Here is a 14,453-nt window from a genome sequence, read left to right on the forward strand (position 1 = left end):
TTTTTGGCAGGTCCTGTCCCTGTTTACTTTTGGTCCCATGGAGTATATATATACCGATGAAGCTTTAATTATCTATCAAACGGATTTGAGGAGTAATTATGCTGAAGATTTCTCTTGCTAAGTGCATCAACGCTACAAAAAATGGAACATTTAAGCTTTTAGATATGGATTTAACAGACTCTTTGTCTTATGAGGATATAGAGTTCATGGCTGAGTATTTAAAGGTTACACCAATCACTAGACTTGATCTTTCTATACCAATTTCTGGTGACAACGTTCATGCATTAGCTATTTTAGCCAATGTAATCGCCCTAAATAAGCAGCTGTGCGAATTAAATTTTGAGGTTCTCCTCGATTTTAATTATTTTTTTAAACACAATTTCCCAATAGGTTTATTTGATTTTATCGATGATCACCGATTAAAAAAAATAGGCACTTTGATAGAAAATGCACTCGCCATAATGCTTGATAATAAGCCAGTATTGCAAAAGCTGGATATAGATTTAACAACGATTGATCATCCACTTTCTAATTCTGGTTCAAAAACCATTTGTAACAAAATTTCAAAGTTACCATTGAAGAAATTGAGCCTAGCCTTTTCTACACATCTTGATGCAAATTTGGTTGTTCTAAATACAAAGAAAGCCAATCAAACATTGACTCACCTTTACTTAAGAGGGTTTGATGCACGAACTAATGCACTCGAAGGTGTTTGCAATGCTAATGCCCTAAAAGTACTTTCTATTGAAAATTTAAATTTAGGTCGTAATGATCTTGATCATATTGCTCAAATTGCTAAATCTAATCCTAACCTAACGAGTATCACCATAAGCCATACTAATTTAGGACAATTGAATGTTAACCATTTATTTACATGGTTAAACGATTGCCGAAATTTGGCATGTTTAGATTTATCTTCGAATAACCTAAGCCTCTTGAATATTGCTGGGCTTTGCAATTATCTAGATACAGACCCTCCCAATTTATTGGAACTTGATTTGAGTGGAAATACTTTAATGGCAACTGATGCTTGTCAATTAGCTCACACCCTTGAAAAAAACACACATCTTGAACGATTAACTCTGGATAAAAATTACATTGAAGACAAAGGGGTCCAGTCGATTCTTGAATTAGTGAAAAAAAATAAACACATTAAACAGTTATCCATTTCGCAAACGTGTCGTAATAACCCATCGGACAAAACAATTGAGCATTTATGCAATTTCATTAAAGGCCATGATTGCCAATTAACTGAACTCATATTTAAACAGTCTGTGACATTGTCTCAATATTTACTCATTAAGGAAGCTTGCCAGAACAACCCTAAACTATCTGAGCTTACGCTTGGAGTTAAAATAAATGACTTAAGAAAGCCTGAGTTTGAATTACCTCGGCAAAGCTTAGAGAATACCCTGTTTGAAAACAATAATGAAGATAGTTTAAACAAAGAAGTTCATTTTAACCCAGTATTTAGTTCTTCAAAACCTAAAGAACAATCTACAGAATTAAAATCGACTATCGAGCTAATGACCATGCATTGAAGCCGATGAAGCCAAGGACCTAGCCCTTGGTTTCATTGTTATAATTTGATAAAAATACCTCGTTTATACAACACCCAAACAGTAATATAGTTCAAAAGCACAAAACAGGAAGCGTATAATATCGCGGCATTTTCTTGACTAAAATTGCCAAAGAAGTAATCTGCCAGATAGGTGATGAGATAGATAGACTTACCACTCGAAACTGACACTTTAAACGCATATTGTAGCTTTAATAGTATGGCGTGAAAGACAAAAGCGAATATCGCATTCATCCCAAATACTTTGAAGGGAAACGCCCACTTTCTATAGTCATAAATGTCGATTACACCGTAACATACAGCAAATAAAACAAGCGCCCAACCACTAGTCCATAGAACAAACGAGCTTGTCCATAAATTCTTATTCATTGGAAAATTGATACTCCAGAACCAAGAAATGACCAGAAACACACATCCAGCCAGTAACATCAACAAACACTTAATAGATGATGATTTTGAGGAAAGCAAAAATTTACCCGTTAGTAACCCCGCTAATGTTGAGGCAATTGCAGGAAAGGTACTCAAAAATCCTTCGGGATCATAATATTTTTCATAGAGGTGAGCGGGTGCAAAGAGCAATTGATCAAAGTAGGCGACCCAGTTTTCATTCTGTGTCAATTCCGTCCCCGATGTTCCAGGTACGGGAATCTTTACCATCAAAAACCAATATCCAATAAGAATACTAATAAATAGTGCAAGTTGAACCTTTTGTGATGTGTTTAAATACAACAGCGCACCTACAAAATAGCAAACTGCAATTCGCTGTAAAATACCATAAATTCTAATTGTTTCTAGATTGATTGGGTATGGGAAAATATTCAAAAAAACACCTAAAGCAAATAACATAATCGTTCGCTTTAGAATCCCGAGATAGAGTTCATTCTTGCGTTCGTTAGACTTATGTTTATGCAAACTGATTACTGTTGTTAATCCAACAATAAACAAAAAAAATGGGAACACTAAATCAGCAAAAGTGCACCCATTCCAATCCGCATGCCCTAGAATAGAATAATGATTAAGTACTGCTTGACCATTTACAAAAATCATCAAGACAATTGTAATGCCTCTAAATACGTCTAAAGATAACAGTCGTTGAGGGTTCATAACACTCATAAGCTCAAAAAAAACAAATCCAATTTCTTGCATTTTATCAAACTCAATAAATTCTAAAATAAATTATTAAAATAATTTAAATTATCTATAGGAAATCAATCTGTAACCTTGTATGGTAATAAGATGAAAACTGTTAACAATACACAGGTATAAACAAAGAAAAATGTTCAGCAAAAAAGAAAGGACTTTATTATTCGCAAACAATCTTTGGTATTTATCTGAAGGCATGTTAGGACCATTATTTGGGATCTTTTGTGCGAAATTTCAATCTTCTCCTTTAGATATTTCATGGGTATGGGCTCTCTACCTGATTTCCGTTGGTGTCGTGGTCATTGGACTAGGGTATTTGTCTGATTTCATTTACAAAGAGAAGTTACTTGTTTTGGGGTATGCATTACAAACAATATTTACATTTTGCTATATTCTCGTATCTAACAAACATCAGCTTGCATTGCTCCAGGTTGGATTAGGGATCTCTGGTGGATTGTCTACAACAACGTGGTATGCCCTTTATGCCCGCTATGAAGATAAAACGCATGAAGGCTTAACTTGGGGACTGGCCAATGGTTTATCGAGTATCTATACCGGCATTGCCCTATTGTGTGGCGGTTTGGTTATTGCAAATTTTTCATTTGAAGTGTTGTTTACTATTATGGGCTGCATACAATTCATTGCGACCATTTATGTCAGTAAGCTTGTATTTTTTGCGCATCCTAAGACAATTAATCGCTTAAATGAAACCAATAAAAAGGACAACGACAAGTCCATCAATATTTTAGCCAATTAGTTAACGCTCCAATGTCCTAACTACACTCTAGAAAATACACTTTACCCTATGATATCTTACGCATCTCATTGATTTGATATGGAGTTTCAATATGCCAAAATGGACATCATGGATCACTACTCGTTCCCCCTATTCATCCTCTACTGGTCACCGGAATGCACAACGAAGTAACGCTGCAACTGAAGTAGTTGGTAGTGCTTTTGAGGTTTTTAGCCCAATAGCAATGATTCCAACCAAATTTGCGCAAACTTTAGTTTCAACGTATAGCCTATTTCGTTCTGATACCCATGTTTCTGAAAAAGTAGTTCATGGTGTACAAAGTACCATAGCTGCTGCTCAAGTTGGATTATGCATCGCTTTATTATTTACAAACACCGAATGTGATAGCAATAGTGATGCTAATATCTGCAAAGCCCTGTTACTAACACAATTACTCTATCGTGGTATGCTTATCGCTGGATGGGCCCCAAGTGAATTTTCAAAAGACCCTTATTTAGAGGCTCAAAAACAAGTCGTAAATAATCCGGATAGAAACCAATCTGTCCAGGATGAAAACTCAGAAGATGAAGAAAAGCACCAACATTCTGTATAATTTCACTGGGTTGGAGCATGGAACAACCTGTGACAACCCAATTTAAGTGCTTAACTCGATTGAAATTTCTTGTGAATCGGACAGCCCTCTATCATCGACCACCCTTACAGTGTATTTTCCTGGTTTGGCATCCCACAAATAGGGTTCGTCCGCTCTAGTCTTTGCTATAAATGCTTCGTTAATAAACCAATACAAATGCCTTATGCCCGCATCAGTCACCGCATTAAATAGGATCGCATTATTTGATTTACTGGTGGCCCTTACAACATAAGAAACCCCTGCTTGTGGTGAGCTGATTTTGGGACTGATTCCAAAACCATTTGTCAAAGGACAATTTGGCTCAAAAGGTGGCGGAGTATGACGATAAACTCCTGCACTTTTAAATACTTTGAGGATATCGGATGGCCAAAACTCGAATATCTCAAATCTCGTATTTTCATCAACATGGCATGTTCTAAGGCCTGTCCTATTATTGATCGCGACCTCTCTAAAAATAGTGTCCGTAGTAATTGGAGATTTTCCCGGGATAAACCAAGTCCATTCAGTATCAGTACAATATTTAGTAGGTAGCATTCCAGATGCCTTACAAACCTCAACATGTTCTAAATTCATATGCTCGGGATGCTTTGGAGTTGGACTAACTCCACCTACTTCATGTTGAATTGCGTCAATAATTTCGAAGAATAAGGGCGCTGCAATTTCCTTACCAATAAAAGCAGGGTTGGATTTATTATCAAAGTTACCAATCCAAACGCCTAAAACATAGGGACCAAAAACCCCAACAGTCCATGCATCTCGATAGCCAGAAGAGGTTCCTGTTTTCCATCCAACAGGTAATTTAGTATGACTTTTGTGCACCAAATCTTTAGTAGGAGTTCCTTCAAGAATATCTAAAACCAAGAAGCTTGCCTCAGAACTAAGTAACCGCCTACCGTTTTGTTTACCTTTTCCATGATAACTGTGAATTGGATACCATACCCCATCGTTAACTAACATTGCGTATAAGCTCACTAACTCTTTCATAGTCAGCTCTACACCACCTAGGTTTAACGACAAGCCATAGTAGGATTCGGATCTTAATCCACTCACTCGAGCTTGCTCTAATACGTGATATAAATTGTTTTGTTTTAGTTGGCTTGCCAAATAAATGGCGGGTATATTTCGGCTTAACACGAGTGCATCTTTGGCTTTAATAGGCCCCATAAAATCATAATCAAAATTTTCTGGATTATATCCATTAAAGCTATGAGGGACATCCTTCAATACCGTTGCTGGATGGATTAATCCTTGATCGATTGCCAATCCATAAATAAATGGTTTTAGTGTAGAACCAGGTGACCGTTTAGTGTCTACTCCATTGATTTGACCACTGATTTCCTTATTAAAGAAACCCACTGATCCAATCATGGCTTTAATACCCATATCACGGGTGTCAACAAGTAACACCGAGGCATTTGTGACCCCCAAACTATTTTTTCTAGAAATATACTGCCGCGTTATTCGTTCAGTTATAGCTTGTAACTTATAATCTAAGGAACTCTCGATTGATGTGCTAGTTTTACTTGGATTTTGCAAAATCTGATTCGTAAAGTGCGGGGCTAAAAAAGGTAAATTATGGATGGTTTGTAAGGAAAGAGGTAATGCAAATAAAGCCATTTTTTGTTTATCCTGAGGATAAATTTGCACCCATCGGTCAAAAAGTCTATTTCTTATTTCTTGGAGTTTTGCGTATTTGGGCCCTCTCTTTACCGGATTCTGTGGAATGATGGCCAGCGTTAAGGACTCAGGCAAGGTTAAATCTTGTGCTGATTTACCAAAATAGATTAAGCTAGCGGCTCCAACTCCCTCTATATTTCCTCCATAAGGGGCTAGATTTAAATAGGCCTCTAAAATTTCATTTTTAGTGTAATGGTATTCAATTTGTAAAGCCCGATACATTTGAAGTAATTTGCCTGAAATTGTTTTAGTATTTATCCCATAATGCATTCTTGCCACTTGCATGGAAATGGTCGATGCCCCTACTCTCCTAGATTTAATGAAGTAAGTTTGCCAAATCGCTTTAAACAACGATATTGAGTTGACGCCACTATGCCAACGATAATATTGATCCTCTTGCAATAAGGTTGCCTCTATTAACTGAGGTGCTATTTCTTTTAATGGAGCAAAGAGTCTGTATTTTTCATCTTGGCTTAATGTTAAACGCAATAAACGGTGTTTACTGTCATAGATTGCTGTAGAAAAATTCCGTTTATCAAGCAATGCTGGTTTGTCAGAAAAAAATAATACCGCATAAGCACTGACAAAGAGCGAAACTAATATTATGCTTATTATCTTGATTATTTTTCTCATGCATTAAATTGTTTTAATTAAATGATGTATTGCATTGGAATTATATAATTTATTATTGGACTCAACTAGGGCTAAACACACTATGAACAAAAACCCAATTACGGCTGTTGCTAAGTTCTTTTGCGCAATCATCAGCAATGTCTTCGGGAAGTTTCAATGGAATAGTCCTCCATGGCTCCTCTATTTAAAAAATAAATCCAAAAGCTCTCCTGTTCTATTCTACAGTACTTCAATACTATTAATAGCCTTTATTGCTGCAGCTACTTATGGGTTTCATTGGTATAAAAATCTACCTAAACCTATTTACGTTACTGCATCGGTGGCTGTACCGGATTTTACACCCAATGCTGAAACTCTCATACCCAACAATCTTATCATCGACTTTGGAATTCAGAATGATGGATATATTGCACAATCTGTAGCGCCAATTAGCCTTGTAGGCAAAACAGTTACAGAAGGAATAGAAATGACTCCTCAAATATCGGGTACATGGAGTTGGAATAGTGATAGCCAATTACTATTTGTTCCCAATGAGGATTGGCCTGCTGGTCAGAAATATACCATTAAATTCTCTCCCACTTTCTTTGCCCAAAATGCTAAAATTGAGAAGTATGACGTTAGCTTTACCACCAAACCATTTCAGGCCGTTATTAAAGAGTTCAAATTTTATCAAGATCCAGTTAATCCAGAAAATCGAAATGCAGTAGCAACAATCGAATTCAACTACCCAGTCGATACCAATAGTTTAGAACAAAATACGTCGTTGAATTTCCAAGCATTAAAAGATGGAAAGCTCAATCTAGCGGCTGATCCAATTCCCTTCAAATACACCTACGATGACAATAAACGAGTTGCCTACCTGCATTCAGATAACATCAGTGTGAAGGACGTTGCACGCTATATCGTATTAACCTTAAACAAAAAGATTAGCTCATCTACACACTCCGCAGAGCTCGGAACTGAAGTTAGCCAAAATACATTAGTACCTGATGCCAGCAATTTTTTAAAAGTAGTGTCTACTTCAGCGAATGTCATAAGAAATGACAGAGACAGACCAGAACAAGTACTTAGTATTGAAACGAGCCTTGGAGTCAATGAACAAGAATTCAATAAATCGGTTCATGTCTATTTATTGCCGAAAGACTATCCAAGTACTAGTACTGCCGAGGCTAAACCGGATTATCAATGGAGTAATCCGGGGGAAGTAACACCAGCTATCCTCGCACTAGCAACTCCTCTGATCAAAACAGCAATTCCATCTGAGACCAATTTTTCAACCTTACACAGCTTTAAATTCACTGTACCTACTCGTCAATATTTATACATTAAAGTGGATAAAGGAATGCAAGGGTTTGGAGATTTTTCATTAGCTACTGATTTTGCCACCATTGTACAAGTACCTGAACTTCCAAAAGAAATTAGTTTTTTGCATAAGGGCTCCTTGCTTGCATTCAGTGGGGAAAAGAAACTGTCTGTATTGATTCGTGGTGTTCCTGCTGTAAAATTCGAGTTTGCGCGAGTATTGCCAGATAACATTAATCAATTGGTTACACAAACACAGGGGGATTTTAATAACCCGTATTTTATCAATCCATCATTCAATCAGCAAAACATCAGTCAAATTTCATCTGAAATTCGGCAGTTTGATGCCAGCGATTTAAGTAAGCAACAGTATACCGCTCTAGACATAGGAAAGTACCTTGCAAACTCTTCATCGGCTATGGGTCCTCAAGGTCTATTCCTATTACAAGCTACTGGCTGGGATATGGCAAACCAGTATGCCCTTGATGTTAAAGCGAGCAGATTGGTCCTAATCACAGATTTGGGTCTATTGGTAAAGGATAATAGCGATGGAAGTCATGATGTATTTATTAGCTCAATTACTAATGGCACACCTGTAGCTGGAGCCACTGTAACCGTATTAGGCAAAAATGGTCTTCCTATTCTGTCACAAGTTAGTGATCAACAAGGTAGGGCTAACTTTCCCTCCATGAAAGATTTTACAGATGATAAAGAACCTACGGTATATCTAGCAAATCTCAACAATGATGTTTCATTTATCCCCTATAATAATTACAATCGACAATTGAACTTTTCCAAATTTGATATCGGTGGTATTTACACCAATTACCAAGATCCAACCAACTTAAGTGCTTATTTATTCTCTGATCGCGGAATCTATAGACCAGGTGACACTGTCCATGTGGGAATGATTGTCAAACAAAGTTTTGTTAATCCTCAGCCTGCTGGTTTACCTTTGCAAGCTACTGTAATAGATGCACGCGGCACAACCATTAAAGACGAAAAAATGTCGCTTAATGACGCTGGTTATTTAGAACTGGATTTCAACACTACCCAAAACTCTCCAACAGGTCAGTACACCGTTAATTTATATTTAATCAAAGACGATAACCCCCAAAACTATTTAGGCTCAACGAACATCAAAATTTCTGAGTTTCAACCTGATCGCATGAAAATCAGCACGAAGCTTGAACCACAACCAGCCGATGGCTGGAGTTCACCTTTAGGACTCAAAGCCAACGTCGATCTTTGGAATCTATATGGTGCGCCTGCTGCAAACAGACGTATCAGTGGGAAAATACTACTCACTCCACAACAAATTCAATTTGATGTCTTTCCTAATTATATTTTTGCAGACCCACTCTTTGACCCTAAAAAGCCTCCAAAGACATTTAGTGAATCAATAGGTGATCAAACAACAAACGAACAAGGCAAAGCAGAATTTGACTTAAAATTAGATCGCTTTGAAAAAGCCACTTATCAGCTGACCTTTTTTGCCGAAGGATTTGAAGCTGAAGGAGGTCGTAGCGTTACGACTCAAGTTAAAGCACTCATAAGCCCCCTCCCCTATTTTGTTGGCTATAAACCTGATGGCGATTTAAATTTTATCAAGCAAAATAGCGCAAGAAGCATTCATTTTATTGCAGTAAATCCACAACTGGGTCAAGAGTCTATTAACGATCTAAAAATCCAATTGATATCATTGCGTCCAATAACAACGTTGGTCAAAAAACCAGATGGCACCTATCAATATCAATCGGTTATTCAACCAACAGTATTGAGTACAAATTCGTTCGACATCAATGATGAGGGTACTGACTTTACTTTACCCACCGATCAAATTGGAGATTTCTCGATCAATATTCTCGATAATACCAACACAGTTTTAAGCCAATTAAAGTACACTGTTGTAGGAGCTAGTCAAACTCCAATGGCTAAGAACGCTGAGCTATCAATTAAACTGAGCAAAGATGAGTATAAAGCTGATGAAGATATAGAACTACAAATCACTGCACCGTATACAGGATCAGGCTTAATTACCATTGAACGAGACAAAGTTTACGCCAGTCAATGGTTTAAGACAGATACAACAAACTCTGTTCAGACCATTCGGATTCCAGCTGAGTTTCAAGGAAATGGTTACATCAACGTAGCGTTTATTAGAGATTGGGAATCCCCTGAGTTATTTATAAGCCCATTAAGTTATAGTGTGGCCCCATTCAATGTTAATCATGATAACCATGACGTTAAAATCTCACTACGCACACCTAAAGTTGCTCGCCCAGGAGATAATTTAACCATTGATTATCACGCTGATAAATCTGGAAAAATCATTGTGTTTGCTGTAGATGAGGGAATACTCCAAGTCGCAAGATACGTTACTCCAGACCCACTGGCTTTCTTCTTTCAAAAACGAGCTCTTGAAGTCTTCACTCAGCAAACTGTTGATCAAATTCTACCTAAATTCGTGCAAGATAGAGAGCTTTCGGCTGTCGGGGGAGATGAAGGTGAAGAAGCTCTTGCTGGTCGTCTCAATCCATTTAAACGTAAGACGGATTTACCCGTTGTATTTTGGTCTGGAATTATTGATGTCGACAATATCGAAAAACAAGTCAGTTATAAAATTCCTGACTACTTTAATGGTGCAATACGAGTAATGGCTGTGGCTGTTTCTAACGATTCTGTCGGCTCTGCTGAAACCACCACTGAGGTAAGGGGTGATTTTATAATTAGTCCCAATGCCCCTACCTTCGTTGCACCTGGAGATGAGTTCACACTATCGACAAGTGTGGCTAATAATATTAAAAACTCAGGAACGAATGCAGAAGTTAAGATAGATCTAACGACTTCACCAGAACTTGAAATTATTGGCTCTCCAACCCAAACACTCAAAATTAGTGAAGGTCATGAGCAACCTGTTCAATATCAATTAAAAGCAAAATCGAAGTTAGGATCAGCTAAATTATCCATTATCGCTTCATCTAATGACAAATCCAGTAAAATGGATATTTCTTTAAGCGTCAGACCTGCCAATCCATTCATCACTTCTGTTAATAGTGGTAAAACCACGGACACTAAAACTACTCAAGAAGTTATACAAACACTCTACTCGGAATACCGAACTGTTGATGCAACCTTATCGAATAGTCCCATGATTCTTGTCTTTGGACTCCAAAGATATCTTGATAATTATCCTTACGGTTGCACTGAACAACTAACCAGTAAAGCGTTGCCATTGATTGCTATGCACAACAAACCATGGTTCAGTGATAAGTCAGCACAAATTAATGAAAAGATTACCACGACCATTCAATTATTGAGTGAAAGGCAGATGTCTAGCGGTGGCTTCAGCTACTGGCCTGGGCTCAGTGAGAATTACGGAAATAATTTCGCAACAGTCTATGCGATGCACTTTTTAACAGAAGCCAGAGCACAAGGATTTAATGTTCCAGGTAACTTATACTATAACGGGATCAGTTACCTAAAAGATTTAGCCAGTCGCACTCCTTCCGATTTAGATACAGCAAGGATTCAAGCCTACGCCATTTACGTGTTAACTCGTAATGAGCTAGTAACAACAAATTACATCGCAAATCTCCAATTGTATTTACAGAAGGACGATACAAAGGCTTGGCAAAAGGATATTACAGGAGTCTATTTAGCTGCTGCATACCAGCTTCTTAAAAATCAAAATGAGGCCAATCAGTTAATAAGCCAATACCAAACTCATTCAACGGGATCATTCTCAACCGATTTTTACGATGCCAATATTGCTGATGCCCAGTATCTGTATATTGTTGCTAAACACTTCCCTAATTTATTAGAACAAGTGAGTGACAGTGTGCTTATGAATTTGATTCAAGCAATCAATACCAATGACATCAATACCATTTTATCAGGCTATACCAGCTTGGCATTAAGCGCCTACTCGGAGTCTGAGCAAGGTGGCACAAATGGCAGCTTCTCGATAACAGAAGACTTAAAAGATGGAGATAGCAAGGAAGATAAAGCCAACAACTCAAATTATATCTCTGTAAGTGTCGAAAATAATGCTGCAAAAATTACATTTAATAATCCTGATAAACAAACTCTGTTTTATCAATTGATGCAATCAGGTTTTGATCAAACCATGCCTAGTGAAGCACTAAAACAAGGGATTGAAATATATCGGGAATATAGAAATAGTGATGGACAAGCTGTGACTGAAGTTAAGTTAGGTGATGAAATAGAGGTGCATCTACAAGTTCGCGCTCTGAGCAATAACTACCTAAGTAACGTTGCTATCGAAGATCTACTCCCAGGGGGTTTTGAAGTAATTAGTGATTCCGTAAAAGCGGAGTCCATGGAGTATTTTGACATCCGTGAAGACAGAGTTAATTTCTTTGGTGGAGTTGATGCAAACGTGAGAGAACTTGTCTATAAAATTAAAGCTACAAACGTAGGTAAATACACCGTACCACCAGCATATGCAGAGGCGATGTATGATCAAACCGTTAAAGCTAGAGGAGTTGCATCAAGTATTGTAGTGAAACCTCTGAATTAATTACTCTCTGAGATGATCAGATTTGCTTGCGAAGCTTCTGACCTCGATATAAACATTGTCTTCTTGTCGTACTTACCTTATCTCTTCGCCTCTGGTCACAATGAATGGCGAAGGGATGAGCTCCACTTGGACCCGCCCCCTTAATAGGAGGCAAAATAGGCAGAGACCTTAATGGAATAGACACAGTACTTACGAAAAACCCCAATATCTTCGTTAAAAGACATTGTTAATTCGGTCACTTAGTCCATCTAAACTCCCTCATAAAAAAGTACTTTTTCCTCGACCTTGGGGTTTTCATAAGTCCTAGGATATAGAGAACTGTCTGAATAACAACAATTTTTTACTTGCATTCTGCTTTTCTTTAACATAGTCTGTACTCAAAGTTGATCATAAGGAATTGAAATGCAACCAAATCAAGCTTCAACAGATGACAAAGGCAAAACTGTAACATTAATCGCTCTAGGAAATACGCTACTGGCTCCGCTTTGGTGGGTTGATAAAAAAATCGGACTTACGGCAGCAATTGCTGGTACTGGCTTATTTTTATATCTGGCGCATGAAGAAGGCAAAAATCAAAGACCGGTTGGAAATGCTGTAAATGGCATGAATAATTTTTTTGCTCCAATTACTGGAGATAAAAGTACCTCTGTTTCCAATGCCATGAATAATATAGCCGTTGGGGGTGCAGCTATTTTTGATCAAGTTATGGATCCATTAACTCCCAAAAAATAAATCTCTATTTTTCTCGTTCCATTCATCAATACAAATGGAACGAGCTTTAGTTTTCTTTTATGAAACTAGTTAATTCCTAAATCATGAGTGATAACATCCAATATGCCATTCTTACAAATATCACAAAACTCGGGATTAGATTCCATAATACAATTTAAACCTGGTTTATGGCTATATCCCTTGGATGAAGGTGAATCCGCATACCCACCTTTGTAGGCACCATAGACTGGTGGATACGATTCCCAATCACTGTAGGGTGTTGGAATTAATGTTTGCGCATCCACCATTTTGTTCCATTTAAGGCCGTTATAACTAGGAGCACCTAAGAAGGTAATGTTTTGAGACCAAGGTTCCTCCATGTTGGCTGCAAACTCAAGCTCAGTTCTACCACCTCCCTCATACTCCTCATTAAGGCCAAAAAAGTGGCCTATTTCATGCAGCAGTAGGTAGGTAAAATACGTTGAATTATCTGCTGGAATTGCAGTATGAGACTTATAATTACCAACTCCCCAATATTTTCCATTATTGACTAGAACAATCGGATAATCGTAGGGAGCAGTCGCTAGAGCCTGTCTGAATTTATTTTCTCTCGTAGGGTATACAATATGATACCAACGACCAAAATTATCCCAATAAGGATAATATAGACCGAGAAATGAATCGTATTCTGGTATAGGCAATCCCAAATCCATTGCATCGCCGAGGCGTTGATTGGAAGTGCTAAATACGGCATAAAAACTCATAGACTCCACACCAGGAAACTGTTGGCTTTGCAGTGCTTGGACTGTCTTAATGGCTTGTTTATAGAATTTATTTTTTTCTGTTTTGCTGTATCCCTCTGCATAAATATTTACACGGAGGGAAGGCGATTTCTTTGCAATAGCCAACTCTTTAACCTCTAAATCAGGATATTCAATCGTCTCCCTCTCTAACTTACCTATGTTTATCTCCTCGTCAAGTACCTTTTCCATCAGACCAGATTGTGGGTTTTCGGCATAGAGCTCAAACACAACACTTTCTTTAGGAACAGGAAACCGTAAATTAATTGCTCGCGCGAGCTTTCTATATTCTTTTCCAGTTCCTATCGAATCATAGAATAACTCTTTACCAGTCTTTTTACTTTTTAAGATCCCTAAATAACTTCCCCAATGGGGTTTAAGAGTGCTCCTTGCCAATAATGCGGGAGTTCCAGATGCTTCAATGAGGAGATGACTTATAGAATACGACTCCGTTTCTTCAAACCAGTCTGTTTGAATGCGTAAAACTGGAATTTCTGCTGTTTCTATAGCAGATTTTAAGGAGTTAACATTGACATGTTTAAAATGAAGATTTGGGTAGTTGACATCTCTCGGCACTTTATAGCGATCCCAGTATGGATTAGCAAATGCCACTTGAGTAAAGCACAGTAACAATAAAATATATCGATGCATCAATCATCTACCTCCGTGTATGGAAA

The 14,453-nt window shown here is 37.7% G+C and carries 8 protein-coding genes; 5 read left to right on the forward strand and 3 right to left on the reverse strand.

The window, feature by feature from the left end:
• The first annotated feature begins 98 nt into the window (after positions 1 to 98).
• A complete protein-coding gene (locus Lwal_RS15905) occupies positions 99 to 1,541 on the forward strand; it encodes a leucine-rich repeat domain-containing protein (RefSeq protein WP_058481771.1) in 1,443 nt (480 codons plus the stop codon).
• A gap of 38 nt (positions 1,542 to 1,579) precedes the next feature.
• Here the strand turns inward: Lwal_RS15905 and Lwal_RS15910 are convergent, their stop codons facing one another.
• Positions 1,580 to 2,692: an acyltransferase family protein gene (locus tag Lwal_RS15910; RefSeq protein WP_058481941.1), complete on the reverse strand. Its 1,113-nt coding sequence runs from the start codon at positions 2,690 to 2,692 to the stop codon at positions 1,580 to 1,582.
• 163 nt (positions 2,693 to 2,855) lie between these two features.
• Between Lwal_RS15910 and Lwal_RS15915 the strand changes: the two genes are divergently transcribed.
• Positions 2,856 to 3,479 carry an MFS transporter gene (locus Lwal_RS15915; protein WP_058481772.1) on the forward strand — a complete coding sequence of 208 codons (624 nt, stop codon included), beginning with the start codon at positions 2,856 to 2,858 and terminating at the stop codon, positions 3,477 to 3,479.
• A gap of 91 nt (positions 3,480 to 3,570) precedes the next feature.
• On the forward strand, positions 3,571 to 4,071 hold the full coding sequence (locus tag Lwal_RS15920; RefSeq protein WP_058481773.1) for a hypothetical protein: 501 nt from the start codon (positions 3,571 to 3,573) through the stop codon (positions 4,069 to 4,071).
• A 42-nt stretch (positions 4,072 to 4,113) separates the two neighbouring features.
• Here the strand turns inward: Lwal_RS15920 and pbpC are convergent, their stop codons facing one another.
• Complete coding sequence (gene pbpC / locus Lwal_RS15925; protein ID WP_058481774.1) at positions 4,114 to 6,420, reverse strand: penicillin-binding protein 1C; 2,307 nt, start codon at positions 6,418 to 6,420, stop codon at positions 4,114 to 4,116.
• Positions 6,421 to 6,502: 82 nt separating this feature from the next.
• On the opposite strand from pbpC, the gene Lwal_RS15930 reads away from it, so the two are divergent.
• Entirely contained in the window at positions 6,503 to 12,265 is a 5,763-nt protein-coding gene (locus tag Lwal_RS15930; RefSeq protein WP_058481775.1) for an alpha-2-macroglobulin, read from the forward strand.
• Between the two features lie 402 nt (positions 12,266 to 12,667).
• Positions 12,668 to 12,997 (forward strand): hypothetical protein, encoded by a 330-nt coding sequence (locus Lwal_RS15935; RefSeq protein WP_058481776.1) that lies wholly within the window; start codon positions 12,668 to 12,670, stop codon positions 12,995 to 12,997.
• A 65-nt stretch (positions 12,998 to 13,062) separates the two neighbouring features.
• Here the strand turns inward: Lwal_RS15935 and Lwal_RS15940 are convergent, their stop codons facing one another.
• A complete protein-coding gene (locus tag Lwal_RS15940) occupies positions 13,063 to 14,427 on the reverse strand; it encodes a M64 family metallopeptidase (RefSeq protein WP_058481777.1) in 1,365 nt (454 codons plus the stop codon).
• Positions 14,428 to 14,453 lie beyond the last annotated feature (26 nt).

Origin of the sequence: Legionella waltersii (assembly GCF_001468085.1) — a bacterium.
Lineage (GTDB): Bacteria > Pseudomonadota > Gammaproteobacteria > Legionellales > Legionellaceae > Legionella > Legionella waltersii.